The 16658-nt window shown below is 70.0% G+C and carries 14 protein-coding genes; all 14 read left to right on the top strand.

Going from position 1 to position 16658, the window contains the following annotated elements:
• The first annotated feature begins 83 nt into the window (after positions 1–83).
• The 14 genes from arc to AC5RUW_RS05860 all read left to right on the top strand — a co-directional run bounded on the left by arc (position 84) and on the right by AC5RUW_RS05860 (position 16420).
• Positions 84–1835, top strand: coding sequence for a proteasome ATPase (gene arc, locus AC5RUW_RS05925; RefSeq protein WP_494007022.1), 1752 nt, complete (start codon positions 84–86; stop codon positions 1833–1835).
• Between the two features lie 14 nt (positions 1836–1849).
• Entirely contained in the window at positions 1850–3445 is a 1596-nt protein-coding gene (dop, locus tag AC5RUW_RS05920; protein WP_494159835.1) for a depupylase/deamidase Dop, read from the top strand.
• Positions 3446–3484: 39 nt separating this feature from the next.
• Positions 3485–3688: a ubiquitin-like protein Pup gene (locus AC5RUW_RS05915; RefSeq protein ID WP_494007024.1), complete on the top strand. Its 204-nt coding sequence runs from the start codon at positions 3485–3487 to the stop codon at positions 3686–3688.
• Between the two features lie 3 nt (positions 3689–3691).
• A complete protein-coding gene (prcB, locus tag AC5RUW_RS05910; protein ID WP_494159834.1) occupies positions 3692–4513 on the top strand; it encodes a proteasome subunit beta in 822 nt (273 codons plus the stop codon).
• A gap of 3 nt (positions 4514–4516) precedes the next feature.
• On the top strand, positions 4517–5254 hold the full coding sequence (gene prcA, locus AC5RUW_RS05905; protein ID WP_494007026.1) for a proteasome subunit alpha: 738 nt from the start codon (positions 4517–4519) through the stop codon (positions 5252–5254).
• Positions 5254–6615, top strand: a complete 1362-nt coding sequence (gene pafA, locus AC5RUW_RS05900; protein WP_494007027.1) for a Pup--protein ligase — start codon at positions 5254–5256, stop codon at positions 6613–6615. The genes prcA and pafA overlap by 1 nt, the downstream gene beginning before the upstream one ends.
• A gap of 141 nt (positions 6616–6756) precedes the next feature.
• Positions 6757–7737, top strand: coding sequence for an FKBP-type peptidyl-prolyl cis-trans isomerase (locus tag AC5RUW_RS05895; protein WP_494159833.1), 981 nt, complete (start codon positions 6757–6759; stop codon positions 7735–7737).
• 39 nt (positions 7738–7776) lie between these two features.
• Positions 7777–8172, top strand: coding sequence for an FKBP-type peptidyl-prolyl cis-trans isomerase (locus AC5RUW_RS05890; protein ID WP_494007029.1), 396 nt, complete (start codon positions 7777–7779; stop codon positions 8170–8172).
• Positions 8173–8298: 126 nt separating this feature from the next.
• Positions 8299–10287 (top strand): helix-turn-helix transcriptional regulator, encoded by a 1989-nt coding sequence (locus tag AC5RUW_RS05885; RefSeq protein ID WP_494159832.1) that lies wholly within the window; start codon positions 8299–8301, stop codon positions 10285–10287.
• Positions 10288–10321: 34 nt separating this feature from the next.
• A complete protein-coding gene (locus AC5RUW_RS05880) occupies positions 10322–10660 on the top strand; it encodes a hypothetical protein (protein WP_494007031.1) in 339 nt (112 codons plus the stop codon).
• A gap of 32 nt (positions 10661–10692) precedes the next feature.
• Positions 10693–10992, top strand: coding sequence for a Sec-independent protein translocase subunit TatA (tatA, locus tag AC5RUW_RS05875; protein ID WP_494007032.1), 300 nt, complete (start codon positions 10693–10695; stop codon positions 10990–10992).
• Between the two features lie 46 nt (positions 10993–11038).
• Positions 11039–11824, top strand: coding sequence for a twin-arginine translocase subunit TatC (gene tatC / locus AC5RUW_RS05870; protein WP_494159831.1), 786 nt, complete (start codon positions 11039–11041; stop codon positions 11822–11824).
• 59 nt (positions 11825–11883) lie between these two features.
• Positions 11884–14730: a DEAD/DEAH box helicase gene (locus tag AC5RUW_RS05865; protein ID WP_494159830.1), complete on the top strand. Its 2847-nt coding sequence runs from the start codon at positions 11884–11886 to the stop codon at positions 14728–14730.
• A 73-nt stretch (positions 14731–14803) separates the two neighbouring features.
• Positions 14804–16420: an amidohydrolase gene (locus AC5RUW_RS05860; protein WP_494160199.1), complete on the top strand. Its 1617-nt coding sequence runs from the start codon at positions 14804–14806 to the stop codon at positions 16418–16420.
• Positions 16421–16658: the final 238 nt, after the last annotated feature.

The raw sequence follows: 16658 nt of genomic DNA, 5'->3' as shown, positions 1-16658 counted from the left end.
AGACGTCCAAGCCGATGTATTGGACAGCGTGCTGGGTTATCGTCAGAGCTGGATCGTGAACCGGCAAAGGACGGTGGGTCAGCATGGCGGGATCGGAAAACACCAGCGGGACCGGCGAGGGCGCGGAGGCCATGGCCTCCGTTCCCGCCGCCCAGGCCCGCCAGCTGCACGTGCTACGGGAGAAGCTGCGCAACCTGGACCGGCAGCTGGCGGCGCTGACACATAACAACGCACGCCTGGTGGCGATGCTGGAAACGGCCCGGGCGGAGATCGTCCGGCTCAAGGAGGCCCTGGAGAAGGAAGGCGCCACGCCGTTCAGCTTCGGGACGGTGATCGGGGTCAACCAGCGCACCTCGCCGGCGCCCGGCGTCACCACCGCGGCCGCGGTGCAGGAAAGCCTCGACATCATGCAGTCCGGCCGCAAGCTGCGCGTGGCCGTCAGCCCCCTGCTGGACATGGAGCGCATCGTGCCCGGCCAGGAGGTGCTGCTCAACGAGTCCCTGACCGTGATCGCCGGCCTCGGCTTCGAACGCTCCGGCGAACTGTTCACGGTCAAGGAGCTGCTGGGCCCGGACCGGGCGCTGGTGGTGGGCCGCGCCGACGACGAGCGGGTCATCCGCCTCACCGGCCCCCTCGCCGCCGAACGGGTGCGCGTCGGCGATGCGCTGACGGTTGACACGCGGATCGGCTTCGCGCTGGAAAAGGTGCCGCGCTCCGAGGTGGAGAACCTGGTCCTGGAGGAGGTTCCGGACATCTCCTACTCCGACATCGGCGGGCTCGGCCCGCAGATCGAGCAGATCCGCGACGCCGTGGAACTGCCGTTCCTGCACCCGGACCTGTACCGCGAACACGGGCTGAAGCCCCCCAAGGGCATCCTGCTCTACGGGCCTCCGGGCTGCGGCAAGACGCTGATCGCCAAGGCGGTGGCGCACTCCCTGGCCGCCCGCGTGATGGAGCAGACCGGCTCGCTGGGCACCAAGAGCTACTTCCTGAACATCAAAGGTCCGGAGCTGCTGGACAAGTACGTGGGCGAGACCGAGAGGCACATCCGGCTGATCTTCGCCCGCGCCCGGGAGAAGGCCTCCGACGGCAGCCCGGTGGTGGTGTTCTTCGATGAGATGGACTCGCTCTTCCGCACCCGTGGCAGCGGCGTCTCCTCCGACGTCGAGACCACCATCGTGCCGCAGCTGCTCAGCGAGATCGACGGCGTCGAGAAGCTGGAAAACGTCATCGTCATCGGCGCCTCGAACCGCGAGGACATGATCGACCCGGCCATCCTGCGCCCGGGCCGGCTCGACGTGAAGATCAAGATCCAGCGGCCCGACGCCGAGGGCGCGGGGGAGATCTTCGCCAAGTACCTCACCGCGGACCTGCCGCTGCACCGCGACGACCTCGCCGAGCACGGCTACGACCCGGGCATGACGGTCCGGGAGATGATCCGCCGGACCGTGGAGAAGATGTACGCCGAGGACAAGTCCAACGAGTACCTGGAAGTCACCTATGCCAACGGCGACACCGAAATGCTCTACTTCAAGGACTTCAACTCCGGCGCCGTCATCCAGAACGTCGTGGACCGGGCCAAGAAATACGCCATCAAGGACCTGCTGACCAACCGGCAGCGCGGCCTGCGGATCGATCACCTGATGCGCGCCGTCGTCGACGAGTTCCGGGAACACGAGGACATGCCCAACACCACGAACCCCGACGACTGGGCCCGCATCTCCGGAAAGAAGGGCGAACGCATCACCTACATCCGCACCATCGTGCAGGGCAAGGCCGGGCAGGAGCCGGGCCGGACCATTGAAACCACGGCCAACCCGGGACAGTATCTGTGACGGTCAGGCGGGTGATGGGCACCGAAACCGAATACGGAGTCCTGGCACCGGCGCTGCCGAACGCCAACGCCACCGTGCTGTCCAGCCAGATCGTCAACGCCTACGCCGCGACGGTGCGCTCGGGCATGGGCAACCTCTCCGGCACCCGCTGGGACTACACCGACGAGGCTCCGCTGAACGATGCCCGGGGCTTCACGGTTCCCCGCGCCGCCGCCGAACCCTCCCAGCTGACCGACGTCCAGCCCGGCCTGGACACGGAATCCGTGGCGATGGAGGGCGGAGGCCCGGCCGCGCTCTACAGCGACACGGGAGAGGACGCCGCGGTCCTGATGAACCTGGTCCTCGGCAACGGGGCGCGGCTGTACGTGGACCACGCGCATCCGGAGTACTCCTCGCCGGAGGTGACCTCGCCGCAGGCGGCCGTCCTGTATGACAAGGCCGGCGACGCCGTCGTGCTGGCGGCCATGCGGCACATCGCCGCCACACCCGGCTTCTCGCCGGTGCACCTCTACAAGAACAACACCGACAACAAGGGCGTCTCCTACGGATCCCACGAGAACTACCTGGTGCCGCGCTCGGTGCCGTTTGCGCGGCTGGCCACCGGGCTCATCCCGTTCTTCGTCTCCCGGCAGGTGGTCTGCGGCTCCGGCCGGGTGGGGCTGGGCCCCGGCAACCAGCGGCCGGGCTACCAGCTGAGCCAGCGGGCGGACTTCTTCGAGACCGAAATCGGACTCGAAACCACCATCCGCCGCCCCATCATCAACACCCGCGACGAACCGCACGCCGTGGCCGAGAAGTACCGGCGGCTGCACGTGATCATTGGAGACGCAAACCTGAGCGAGGTCTCCATCCTGCTCAAGACGGGCACCGCGTCCCTGGTGCTGTCCATGATCGAGGCCGGCACCGAACCGCGGATCGAGCTGCGGGACCCGGTGGGTGCGCTGCAGGCGATCAGCCACGATCCCGGACTGCAGGCACTGGTGGAGCTGAAGGACGGGCGGCGGGTCACCGGGCTGGACCTGCAGGAGATCTACCTGGAGGCGGCGGCCGCCCACTGCCGGTCCGCCGGCGGGGCCGATCCCGAGACCGAGGACATCCTCACCCGGTGGACCGCCCTGGTCGGCACCCTCAAGCGCGACCCGATGGAAGCGGCGGCGCAGGTGGACTGGGTGGCCAAGCTCAAACTGCTGCAGGCGTACCGCGACCGGGACGGGCTGGCCTGGTCCGATGCCCGGCTGCACCTGGTCGACCTGCAGTACTCGGATATGCGGCCGGAAAAGGGACTGTACTATCGGCTCGCCCAGCACGGCCAGATGGAACGGGTGGTCACGGACGCGCAGATCCGCGCGGCGATGACCACCCCTCCGGAGGACACCCGGGCATACTTCCGCGGACGCTGCGTCACCCGGTTCCCGGGGGAGGTGGTGGGCGCCAGCTGGGACTCGATCATCTTCGAGCTGCCTTCGCGCCGGCGCCTGCAGCGCATTCCCACCCGGGAACCGCTGCGCGGAACCAGGGCCCTGACGCAGGAGCTGTTCGATATTGCAGCCGACGCCGAAGATTTTGTCGCCCGCCTCCTCAACGGGGGCGGACCCACGGTGGCACCATAGGAGCACGGCCCGGGACGGGTCGGGGAAAGGGAAGGCATCATGGCAACCCAGGACCGCAGGAACACCGGCTCGCGTCCGCAGGACGAGGAGCTTGAGGACCAGACACCGCCGGCGGCGTCCGAGCAGGACGCCGGAAGCGCACAGACCGAAGGCATCGATGATCTGCTGGACGAAATCGACGGTGTGCTGGAAAGCAACGCCGAGGAGTTCGTCCGGGGATTCATCCAGAAGGGCGGGCAGTAGCGGATGCCGGACAGGGACCCCGCGGCGGCGCTGAACGCGGCCGCAACGTCATCCTTCAGCGATCACCTGGGGCGGCACCATCCGGAGCTGCTGCCCTCTGCGCGGTCCCTGGGCCCGGCACCGGGCGGAGCCGGTGCGGCCTCGCCGCAGGCCACGACCATCGTTTCGCTCACGTTCACCGGGGGCGTGGTGATGGCCGGCGACCGGCGGGCCACCTCCGGAAACCTCATCGCCAGCCGCCACATCCGGAAGGTCTATCCCGCCGACAGCTACTCCGTGCTCGGCATTGCCGGCACGGCCGGGCTTGCGCTCGACATGATCCGGCTCTTCCAGGTCGAGCTGGAACACTACGACAAGATCGAAGGCACCCCGATGAGCCTGGACGCGAAGTCCAACCGGCTCGCGGCCATGGTGCGGCAGAACCTCCCGCTCGCCCTGCAGGGCCTGGCCGTCGTCCCGCTCCTGGCGGGATACGACACGCTTCGGAACAAAGGCCGGCTCTTCTCGTACGACATTACGGGCGGGCGCTACGAAGAGTATGAGCACCACAGCGTGGGCTCCGGCTCCGCCTTCGCCAGGGGGGCGCTCAAGAAGCTCTGGCATCCGGGCCTCGAGGAGGACGAGGCGGTGCAGATCGCGGTGGAGGCGCTGTACGACGCGGCGGACGACGACTCGGCCACCGGAGGCCCGGACCTGGTCCGCCAGCTGTGGCCCGTGGTCTACGTCGTCACGCGCGCCGGGGCCCGGCAGGTCCGCGAGCACGAGCTGCGCACCCTGGTGGAGCAGATGCTCTCCCGCCGGTCCGCCGCAGGATCGGAGGCCTGAGCCATGACGCAGCAGTTCTACGTCTCACCCGAGCAGCTGATGAAGGACCGGGCGGACTTCGCCCGGAAGGGAATCGCCCGCGGCCGCTCGGTGGTGGTCCTCACCTGCCGGGACGGGATCGCGCTCGTTGCCGAGAACCCCTCGCCGTCGCTGCACAAGCTCAGCGAGATCTATGACCGCATCGGCTTCGCGGCGGTCGGCAAGTACAACGAGTTCGAATCGCTGCGGCAGGCCGGGATCCGGTTCGCGGACGTCCGCGGATACTCGTACGCCCGGGAAGATGTCTCGGCCCGCGGGCTGGCCAGTGTCTACGCCCAGAGCCTTGGCTCCGTGTTCACCACCGAGGGCAAGCCGTTCGAGGTGGAGCTCGCGGTGGCGGAGGTCGGCACCGACCCCTACGGCGACCATCTGTACCGGCTGACCTTCGACGGCTCCATCGCCGATGAAACCAACTACGTCGTCATGGGCGGGCAGGCCGACGTCGTCAACGAAGTCCTGGCCCGGACCTGGACCCAGGACGCGGACTTCCCCGCCGCCATCCGCACCGCCGTCGAGGCCCTGTCCGCGACCCGCCGGGGCAACGGCGGGGAGTCGGCCCGGCCGGACCCGCTGGGTGCCGGGCTGCTTGAAGTGGCCGTGCTTGACCGGGATCCGGCCGCCCTGCGCGGCTCCGCCCGGGCGTTCCGCAGAATCACCACGGTTGAGCTGGACCGTTTGCTGTCCGGCGCGGAAGGAGAATAGTGGACCGCAGGATCTTCGGCCTTGAAACTGAATTCGGCATCGCCTACTCCGGCCCCGATTCGCGCCCGCTTTCCCCCGAGGAAGTGGCCCGCTACCTGTTCCGGAAGGTCGTCAGCTGGGGCAGGTCCTCGAACGTCTTCCTGACCAACGGCTCCCGGCTCTACCTCGACGTCGGTTCCCACCCCGAGTACGCAACGGCGGAGTGCGACGACATGGCGCAGCTGGTGGCCCATGACCGCGCCGGGGAGCTGATCCTCGATGACCTGGTCCTCGAGGCGGAGGAGCGCCTTCGGGCGGAAGGCTTCAACGGCAGCGTCTACCTTTTCAAGAACAACACGGACTCCGCGGGAAACTCCTACGGCAGCCATGAGAACTACCTGATTCCGCGGCGGCTGGAATTCTCCCGGCTGGCGGACATCCTGATTCCCTTCCTGGTCACCCGCCAGCTGCTGGTGGGCGCCGGCAAGGTACTCAAGACCCAGTCCGGTGCGCTGTTCGCGTTCTCCCAGCGGGCCGACCACATCTGGGAAGGCGTCTCGTCCGCGACGACGCGGTCCCGGCCCATCATCAACACCCGCGACGAACCGCACGCCGACGCCGAGCACTACCGCCGCCTGCACGTGATCGCCGGGGACTCCAACATGTCCGAGACGACGACCCTGCTCAAGGCCGGCTCCGTGGACCTGATGCTGCGCATGATCGAGGCCGGGGTCGTCATGCGGGACCTGCGGCTGGAGAACCCGATCCGGAGCATCCGGGAAATCTCGCACGACCTGACCGGCCGGCACCCGCTGAAGCTCGCCAACGGCTCCACCGTGACCGCGCTGGACCTCCAGCGCCTCTACCTGGCCCGGCTGAAGGACTTCGTGGCCGTCAACGGGGCGCACACCCGGCACGTGGAGCGGATCCTCGACCTGTGGGAGCGGACCCTCGACGCGGTGGAAAGCGGAGACCACAGCACCATCGACACCGAGATCGACTGGGCCATCAAGAAGAAACTGGTGGACCGTTACCGGGACCGGCACGGCCTCGACCTGACCAGCGCACGGCTGGCCCAGCTGGATCTGACCTACCACGACATCTCCCGCTCCCGCGGCCTGTTCTTCCTCCTGCAGTCCCGGGGCGAAACCGCGCGGGTGGTCGAGGACAGCGACATCAAGGAGGCCGTCGACACTCCTCCGCAGACCACCCGGGCCCGGCTGCGCGGCGACTTCGTCCGCCGGGCCAAGGCCGCCAACCGCGACTTCACGGTGGACTGGGTGCACCTGAAGCTCAACGACCGCGCCCAGCAGACAGTCCTGTGCAAGGACCCGTTCGTTTCCGTCGATGAACGGGTGGACGCGCTGCTGGCAGCCCTGTAGCGGCTCAGCCGCCACGGCAGCCGTCCCCGCCGGCGGCCGGCTTTTCCGAGGCGGCGTTCAGGCGGAGGCGTTAGGGTGGTCCCTGGTGCCTGGCCGCGGCCGGCACTGCGCCCGCGTATCCACCACCCCGAAAGAAGCACTGTGCGAAAAGTACTGGCAATCTTCCTGCCGCTCCTGTTGCTGCTGACCGCCTGCGGCGGCTCCGACGTCGGCTCCCACGGCAAGGCCGCCGGGCAGGAAGGCGTCTTTGACTCCATGGAAGTCCGCGTCGAGAATGCCGAGGAAGCTCCCGAAGTGACCTTCGACAGCCCGCTGGACATCACCGAGACCGCAGCCAAGGTGGTCTACGAAGGCGACGGCGACGAGGTCGCCGAAGGCCAGAGCGTCAGCTTCAAGTTCGTTGCCCTCAACTCCGAGGACGGCACCTCCGTGGGCGACACCTACGCCCAGGAAGCGACCGCCCTGCCGGTCAACGACCAGCTGAAGGAACAGGATCCGGTCCTCTACGACGTGCTGCTCGGCGCCAAGGTGGGCTCCCAGATCGCCTACGCCTACCCCGAGGCCCAGCAGCAGCTGACCGAGGGACAGGAAGAGCAGCCCGTCACCATCATGCTGATCAACGTCCTGCGCAGCGAGAACGTCGTGACCCCGCTCAGCCCGGAGGAGGCCGCCGAGCGGGACTCCGCAGGCGATCTGCGCATGTCCGATGACGAGGTGAACAAGCTCGAGGAGGAGGGCCGGCTGCCCACCGTCACGTTCGGCGAGGACGGCGTGCCCGCCATCGAACTGCCGGAGAACGTGGTCGATCCCGAGAAGCTCATCGTCAAGGTGCTCGAGGAGGGCGACGGCGCCGAGGTCAACACCTCCAGCACCGTGAGCGCCGACTACCTCGGCGTGGGCCTGGCCGACGGCGAGACCTTCGACTCCAGCTACGAGCGGGGCGAGCCTTCCGAGTTCGGCCTCAACCAGGTCATCTCCGGCTGGACCTACGGCCTGAGCGGACAGAAGGCCGGCGCGAAGGTGTTGCTGGTCATCCCCGCCGAGCTGGCCTACGGCGATCCGGCGTCGGGCGGGGTCTCCGGCCCGCTGACCTTTGTCGTGGACCTGAAGGAAGTCAAGTAGCGTTGGGTTTCGACACATTTCATCCCCTTAAGGAGCACCATGTCCTTCGGCAAGCGTGAATACGACCGCCAGAAGCCCGAAATCGACTTCCCCGAGCACGGGGCGCCCAGCGAGCTGGTGATCGAGGACATCATCGTCGGCGACGGCCGTGAGGCGAAGCCCGGCGACACCGTCTCCACCCACTACGTGGGCGTGGCCTTCTCCACCGGCGAGGAGTTCGACGCCTCCTGGAACCGCGGCACGCCGCTGGACTTCCGGGTCGGCGTCGGCCAGGTCATCCAGGGCTGGGACCAGGGCCTGCTCGGCATGAAGGTCGGCGGACGCCGCCGGCTGGAGATTCCGGCGCACCTGGCGTACGGCGACCGCGGCGCCGGTTCGGCCGTCGCTCCGGGCGAGTCCCTGATCTTCGTGGTCGACCTGCTCGGCGTCCGCTAGCAGCCTCCGCATTCCCGCCGGCGGCGCCCGTCCCCACCAAGAGGGGACGGGCGCCGCTGTGTCCGCAGTGACGGCGTCGGCGGCGGAGGCCGCGTCCGCAGCCGTGCGCCCGGTAGATTAGGCGTCGTGTCCGCGAAACGAACCGAGCGCCTGCTCACCCTGGTCCTGGTCCTGATGTCCTCCGAGCGTGGCTTCACGAAGCAAGAACTCTTCGAGGAGGTTGACGCGTACCGGCTCGCGAGCACGCCCCAGGCACGCGAGAAGCTGTTCGACCGGGACAAGGCCTTCCTCCGGGAGGAAGGCATCCCGGTGGAAGCACTCGAAGAGCCCGGGGCCGAGGCGGAGACGGTCCGTTACCGCATCAGCAGCTCCGCCTACCGCCTGCCGGAGGTGCGCTTCACCGCCGCCGAGTCCGCCGCCCTGTCGCTTGCTGCAAGGCTGTGGGAGCGGGCGGCCCTGGGCGGCCCTGCCTCCCGCGCGCTGCGCCGGCTGCACGACGGGGGAGCGGCGCCCGAGGCCGTCTCCTCCGACGCGTTCCGTCCCGCCCTGCGCACCGACGAGCCGCAGTTCCCGGACCTGTGGCGGGCCGTCACCACCCGGCGGGCGGTAGCGTTCGGCTACCGCGCCGCCGGCTGGGCGGAAGAGACCGAGCGCCGGGTCCAGCCGTGGGGAATGGGCAGCCGCTTCGGCCGCTGGTACCTCGTCGGCTTCGACCTGGACCGGCAGGCCGAGCGCTTCTTCCGGCTCTCCCGCATGACGACGCCGGTCCGGCTGCTGCCGGGTGCCCCGTACGAGGTTCCGGCCTGCTTCAGCATCGACGCGTCGCTGGCCGGGCTGGATGACGCCGTGGAACCGGTCACCGCGGTGCTCGAGGCCCGGCCGGGGCGCGGCTCCGCGCTCCGGCTGCCTGCGGCGGCGGCCGCCGTCGAGGGCAGCGGCGGATGGGAGCGGCTCACCGTCCGCACCGGCGACATCGAGGCCCTGGCGGCTGAAGTGGCCGCCCTGGGCACCGACGCGAGGGTGGTCAGCCCTCCGGAGCTCGCCGCGCTGGTGCGCCGGGCCCTGACCCGCACGCTGCAGGCCCATGCCGCCGAACCGCCGGCGCTGCGCTTCGGAGCCTCCCGGCGCGTTCCGCAGGACACGGCGCAGGCGCATCTGGCCCGGCTGCTGGACCTGGTGCCGTATGTGCTGCGCAACCAGGGCGCCGCCGTAGCCGAGACGGCCGCCCGCTTCGGCGTCTCGGAGGAGCAGCTGGCCAAGGACCTGTCGATGCTCTTCGTCAGCGGACCGCGCTTCTATCCGACCGCGCTCATGGACGTGGACTTCGAAAGCGGGCAGATCTACATCGGCAACGCCGACAGCCTCTCGCAGCCGATGCGGCTTTCCGCCGACGAGGCGGCCGCCTTGACCGTCGGGCTGCACGCGCTCCGCGAGCTGCCCGGCGCGGCCGACGCCGACGCGGTTGCCTCGGCGCTGCGCAAGCTCGAGGACGCCGCCGGCGAGGCCGTCGCAGCGGCCTCCTCGGTGTCGGTCCGGCTTGCCGAACCGCCGTCCGCACCGGAGCTGCTCGAGCGCCTGCGTACCGCCGCCGAGACCGGCCGCAGCGTGCTGCTGGGCTACCGGACCCCCGGCCGGGAGGGCGCCACGGAGCGGGTGGTGGATCCGCTGCGCGTGCACAGCCTCGGCGACCTCTGGTACCTGGAGGCCTGGTGCCACCGCGCCCAGGACCGCCGCAGCTTCCGGCTGGACCGCATTACCTCCGTGTCCGACGCCGAGCCCGCCGGAGGGGAAGGCACCGAGGGCCCGGCGTCCGGCATCACCGGAACCGACACCGCCGGGCCGGGCGCAGCCGTTCCGGACGCCGGTGAGGCGGGTGCCGACGTCGTGGTTGATCTCATCCTGTCTCCCTCGGCGGCGTGGATAGCGGTCGCCTACGGCGCCCAGGAGACCCTGGAACTGCCGGACGGGCGCACTGCCGCCCGGATCGCGACCGGTGACACGGCCTGGGTGCCGGGCTTCGCCGCGCGCTTCGCCGGGGAGGTCACCGTCGCCGGGCCGGCGGAGGTGCGGAACGCGACGCTGGCCTGGCTCCGCGCCGCCGCCGACGCCGGGTAGGCGCCTTCGCCGTCCACTCCTCTATGCTGGAGGCATGCCTTGGTGGTTCTGGATCCTGCTGTGGGTTGCCCTCGCGGCGACGGCGCTGCTTTTCTACGTCTTCGTGGGGTGGCGGCTTGTGAAGTCCTTCATGGCACTGATGCGCCAGGCCCGGCAGTCCGCGGACCAGCTGGTGCCCGAAGGCGGCTTCGGCTCAGCCGAGCTGCCGCTGCATCCGCAGCCCCTGCCGGGCGTTTTCCAGGACCCGACAGCGGCCCGCGCCCACTGGGAGGCGGGCAAGGCCGCCCGGCGCGAGGCGCGCCGGGCCCGGCGCGTCGAACGGCGGCGGGCCAACGGACAGCCGCGCGCACTGCGCGACCTGCCGGACCTCTGACGTAGAATTGCACCAAACGAAAGGACCCCGGCATGAGGCTAGAAGGATGGCACATCGTCATCATCATCGTGATCGCAATCCTGCTTTTCGGAGCACCCAAGCTTCCCGGCCTGGCCCGCAGCCTCGGCCAGTCCCTGCGCATCTTCAAGTCCGAAGTGAAGCAGATGAAGGATGATGACAAGCCCAAGGCGTCCGCCGAGGAGCCGGTCGAGGGCCGCATCGTTCCGAACGACGCCGGCGCCCCCGGAACCGCAGGCCAGCCGCCCCGCCCGGGCGCCCCGGGCACTCCCGGCAGCACCGGCGGTACGAACAGTCCCTCCTCCGGCGCCTGAGTAAGTGGCGCTGAGCAAAAAGCGCAGGGCCAACCCCGAAGGTCGGATGGCGCTCAAGGAGCACCTGAAGGAACTGCGCAACCGGCTCTTCAAGGCGGCCCTGGCCGTCATTGCCGGCACCGTCGGCGGGTTCTTCCTCTACACTCCGGTATTCGAGGCGCTGACGGACCCCGTCCTGGAGGTGGGGAACTCGGACGGGCGGCTTGCCACCATCAACTTCGACGGCGTCGCCACCTCGTTCGACCTGATGGTCCAGGTCTCCGTCTTCATCGGCCTGATCGTCTCCAGCCCCGTCTGGCTGTATCAGCTGTGGGCGTTCATCACGCCCGGGCTCAAGCGCAGGGAACGCCGGGTGGCCCTCGTGTTCATGGCCATCTCCGTGCCGATGTTCATCGGCGGAGTGGCCCTGGCATGGCTGGTGCTGCCGAACGCCGTCCGCGTCCTGACCGACTTCACCCCCGAAGGCGGCTCCAACGTCATCACGGCCTCGGTCTACCTGGCGTTCGTGCTCCGGCTGCTGCTGGCCTTCGGCATCGCCTTCCTGCTGCCGGTCATCATGGTGGGCCTGAACCTCCTCGGCATCCTGCCCGGGCGGACCATCCTCAAAGGCTGGCGGATCACCGTCTTCGTGATCTGCCTCTTCGCCGCCATGGCCGCCCCGGGCGCCGACGCGCTGAGCATGTTCTACCTCGCCATCCCGCTGCTGGCGCTGTTCGGCATAGCGCTGGGCCTGTGCCTGCTCAACGACCGCCGTCGGGCGCGCCGCGAGGCCGCACGGGAGGCGGAGGTGGGCGCTTCGGCGGACACGGCCAGCAGCATCGACGGGATCTGACCGCTCGGCCCTGAGTGAACGCGTCCACCGCCCCGGAGCCACCGACTAGGCTGGGAGCTATGAGTTCTCCCTCGGAACGGTATCTGGCCGCCAAGCAACGGGCCGAGCACGCCAAGAGCCGGCTGGGGGTCTTCGAGCAGTCCCTGGGTTTCGACCTCGACCCGTTCCAGGTCGAGGCCTGCCGCGCGGTGGAGGCCGGCCGGGGCGTCCTGGTGGCAGCTCCCACCGGCGCCGGCAAGACCGTGGTGGGCGAGTTCGCCGTCTACATGGCGCTGCAGCGGGGGCTCAAGGCGTTCTACACCACCCCCATCAAGGCCCTGAGCAACCAGAAGTACACGGAGCTCGCCGCCTCCTACGGCGCCGACCGGGTGGGCCTGCTCACCGGTGACACCAGCATCAACCCCGAAGCCGACGTGGTGGTCATGACCACCGAAGTGCTGCGCAACATGCTGTACGCAAATTCCTCCACCTTGGACGCCCTGGGCTACGTCGTCATGGACGAGGTACACTACCTCGCCGACCGGTTCCGCGGCGCCGTGTGGGAAGAGGTCATCATCCACCTGCACCAGGACGTGCAGGTCATCTCGCTCAGCGCCACCGTCTCCAACGCCGAGGAGTTCGGGGCCTGGTTGGACACCGTCCGCGGCGACACCGACGTCGTGGTCTCCGAACACCGCCCCGTGCCGCTGTGGCAGCACGTGATGGTGGGCCGGGAGATCTTCGACCTGTTCGCCTCCGACGTCGCGTTCGACGAAGCCGTCGACACCACCGGCGGGGTGCAGGAACGCTACTCGGTAAATCCGGAGCTGCTTGAACTGGCCCGGGCGGAGACCCGCACCAGCCAGCGCGGACACTGGGGCGGGCCCCGCAGCGGCCCGCGGGGCCGGGGACGCGGCGGACGCCAGCCGGCCGGACCGCCCCGGCACGGCAACCCGCTCGCCCGCACCCAGCGGGCCTCGCGCCCCCAGGTGATCGCCCAGCTGGACCGCAACGGCCTGCTGCCGGCCATCACCTTCATCTTCTCCCGCAACGGCTGCGACGCCGCGGTGCGGCAGTGCATCGATTCCGGGCTCTGGCTCACCACCGAAGCCGAACGCAGCGCCATCGCCGCGGTGGTCGACGCAGCGACCGCCGACATTCCGCAGGATGACCTGGAGGTGCTGGACTTCTGGACCTGGCGGGAAGGCCTGGTCCGGGGATTCGCCGCCCATCACGCCGGCCTGCTGCCGACGTTCAAGGAGGTCGTGGAGAAGCTGTTCGCCGCCGGGCTGGTCCGCGCCGTCTTCGCCACGGAAACCCTGGCCCTGGGCGTGAACATGCCGGCCCGCACCGTCGTGCTGGAGAAGCTGGACAAGTTCAACGGCGAGGCGCACGTCGACATCACGGCGGGGGAGTACACCCAGCTGACCGGGCGGGCAGGACGCCGCGGAATCGACGTCGAGGGCCATGCCGTCGTGCTCTGGCAGCCGGGCACCGATCCGGCCGCGGTGGCCGGGCTGGCCTCGCGCCGCACCTATCCGCTGAACTCCAGCTTCAGCCCGACGTACAACATGAGCATCAACCTCATCGCCCAGTTCGGGCAGGAGCGGGCCCGGGAGATTCTGGAGTCCTCCTTCGCCCAGTTCCAGGCCGACCGGTCCGTGGTGGGCCTGGCCCGCCAGGTCCGTTCACGCGAGGAGTCCCTGGCCGGATACGAGAAGTCGATGACCTGCCATCTGGGCGACTTCACCGAGTACGCCGCGCTGCGCCGCCGCCTGTCGGACCTGGAGTCCCAGGCCTCCAAAACCCGGGCCAGGAACCAGCGGTCCGCCATGTCCGCGTCACTGGAATCGCTGCGCCCGGGCGACGTGGTCCAGCTTCCCGGCGGCCGGCTCGCCGGCCACGCAGTGGTGCTCAGCCCGGACCAGGGTGCGCGCGAGCCGCGGCCCACGGTCCTCACCGATGAGAAGCAGATCCGCCGGCTCAGCGTGCAGGACCTTGCCGGACCGGTGGAGGTGGTCTCGCATATCCGGATTCCGAAGCAGTTCAACGCCCGCACGCCGAAGGACCGCCGCGACCTCGCCTCGTCGATGCGCAACGCGATCCACGACCACCGGCCGCCCCGTTCGGGCGGCCGGCGAACCGACGCGATGCACGCCGAAGGCACCGAGCGGCAGGAGCAGGCCATCGCCGACCTGCGGCGCCAGCTGCGGGCGCACCCGTGCCACGGCTGCAGCGACCGCGAAAACCATGCCCGCTGGGCGGAGCGGTGGTGGAAGCTGCGCCGCGAAACCGACGCCCTCGTGGCCCAGATCCGGGGCAGGACCAACACCATCGCCCGGACCTTCGACCGGGTCAGCGGCGTCCTCGAACGTTACGGCTACGTCGCGGAGGACGCCGAAGGCCGCCTTGTGGTCACCGACGACGGCCAGAAGCTGCGGCGGATCTACGGCGAGAAGGACCTCCTGGTCGCCCTCTGCCTGCAGGACGGGGCGTTCGAGGATCTCAGCGCCGTGGAGCTGGCGTCCCTGGCGACCGTGCTGGTGTACCAGGCCAAGCGCGACGAGCGCGGCCTGCGCCCGCGGCTGCCCACCGCCGCCCTGGAGGAGTCGATGGACATCATCGTCCGCCAGTGGTCGAACCTGACGGACGTCGAGGAATCCGAGAAGATCGGCGTCACCGCCGAACCCGAGCTTGGACTCGTCTGGCCGATGTACAAGTGGGCCTCCGGACGGCACCTGCAGGCGGCACTGCACGGCACGGAGCTGGCCGCCGGCGACTTCGTCCGCTGGGCCAAGCAGCTCATCGACCTCCTCGACCAGCTCGCCAAGGTTCCCGACCTCCCCGCCGGCCTCCGCCGCCGCTGCCTGGACGCCATCGCCCTGGTGCGCCGCGGCGTCGTCGCTTACTCCAACGTGGGCGAATAGCCCAGCCCTTCCTGCACAGAAAGACCACGGTGACTCCTTGAACGGCAGTACTTCCTCCGACCGCGCCCTGACCATGTACCGCAACGGGTCGGTCTACAGCACCGCGGACCCCCTCGCGACGGCCATGCTGGTCGACGGCGACACCGTCGCCTGGGTGGGTTCGGAACACGCGGCCACTTCCATCCTCGACTCCAAGATGCAGGTGGTGGACCTGCAGGGCGCCCTTGTCGCTCCGGGGTTCGTGGACTCCCACGTCCACCTGACCGAGACCGGGATCGCCCTGTCCTCCCTGGACCTCTCCGCGGTCCGCAGCCTGCGTGAACTGCTCGACGCCGTGGCGGCTGCGGCCGCGGCGCAGCCGGCGGGGATCATCCTCGGCCACGGCTGGGACGAATCCGAGTGGCCCGAGCGCCGGGTGCCTTCCGCCGCCGAACTGGACGCCGCCTCCGGCGGGCGCCGGGTGTACCTGGCCCGGACCGACGTGCACTGCGCCGTCGTTTCCGGTGCCCTGGCGGCGGACCTTGGCCTGGCCGGCCATGACGGGTGGGAGGACGGTTTCGTCGTCCGCGACGCGCATACCGCTGCCCGGCGGGCCGCCCGCGAGTTCAGCCTTCCCGAGCGCGCCGGATACCAGCAGGCGGCGCTGCGGGCCGCCGCCGCCGCGGGAATCGTCGCCGTGGCGGAAATGGCCGCACCGCATATCGGCACGGTCGAGGACCTGCGTCAGCTGCTTGGCCTTGAGGGCAGCCTCGGTGAGGCTCCGCTTCCGCAGGTCCTGGGTTACTGGGGCCAGGCCGTGGCCACCGAGCAGGAGGCACGCGACGTCGCCGCCCTCTTCGAGGGCAGGCTGCGCGGGCTCGCCGGGGACCTGAACATTGACGGCTCCATCGGCGCGCGCACCGCCCGGCTCCGGGCACCCTACGCCGACGCCCCGGACGAGCTTGGGAGCCTCTTCCTGAGCGCCGAGGAAGCCGGAGCGCATCTGGCCGCGGCCACCGCTGCAGGCCTGCAGGGCGGCTTCCACGTCATCGGTGACGGCGGCCTCGACGTCGCCCTCGAGGCGCTCCGCACCGCTGCGAAGCTGCAGGGGGAGGAAGCGGTCCGGGCCCGGCACCACCGGTTTGAGCACGTGGAGATGGCCGACGACGCCGCGATCGCCGAGCTGGTCAGGTTCGGCGTCACGGCGGGCCTGCAGCCGGTCTTTGATGCCCTGTGGGGCGCACCGGGCGGCCTCTACGGCCAGCGGCTGGGAGCTGATCGGGCAGCCGGCATGAACCGTACGGCGTCGCTGCTCTCCGCCGGCGTTCCGGTGGCCTTCGGTTCGGACAGCCCCGTCACGCCCCTGGACCCCTGGTCGGCGGTGCGGGCCGCGGTGATGCACCACAACCGCACCGAGCGAGTCTCCGCGCGTGCCGCGTTCATCGCGTCCACCCGCGCCGGATGGCGTGCCGCCGGCTCGTCCAACCCGATGCTGGGCCAGCTCGGGCCGGGAACCCCGGCGTCGTTTGCGGTGTGGGAGGTCGAGGAACTGATGGTCCAGGCCGCCGATCCGACGGTACAGGCCTGGAGCACCGACCCCCGGGCCCGGACCCCCCTGCTTCCGGCCCTGGACACCGACCACGCGCCGCGCTGCCTGCAGACCGTTCACCACGGCACCGAGCTGTACCGGGCCGGGGACTTCGGCGCCTGAGCCCGAAGAGATGTCCGTCACACTGGGGGTGATGCTTGGAGGCCTCACGGGTGCGCCTTAGGCTGTAGCCAGCGCGGACGGGCCCCGGGGGCTCGCCCGCCGTCACCTGACGATTCAGGGGGACACGGTCCCTCCTCCGGGCCCTGCCGTTACCGGGAGCGCCCGGGGGAGAGCCGGGAGGCCGGAGCCGGGCACCGTCACTAGAAAACAGCCTCAGGGCTGGCACGAAGGCGGCGCT

This window comes from Arthrobacter sp. Y3222053 (assembly GCF_059092805.1).
Note: the sequence above shows the minus strand (reverse complement) of the source record. Positions and strands in the feature narration are given on the sequence as shown.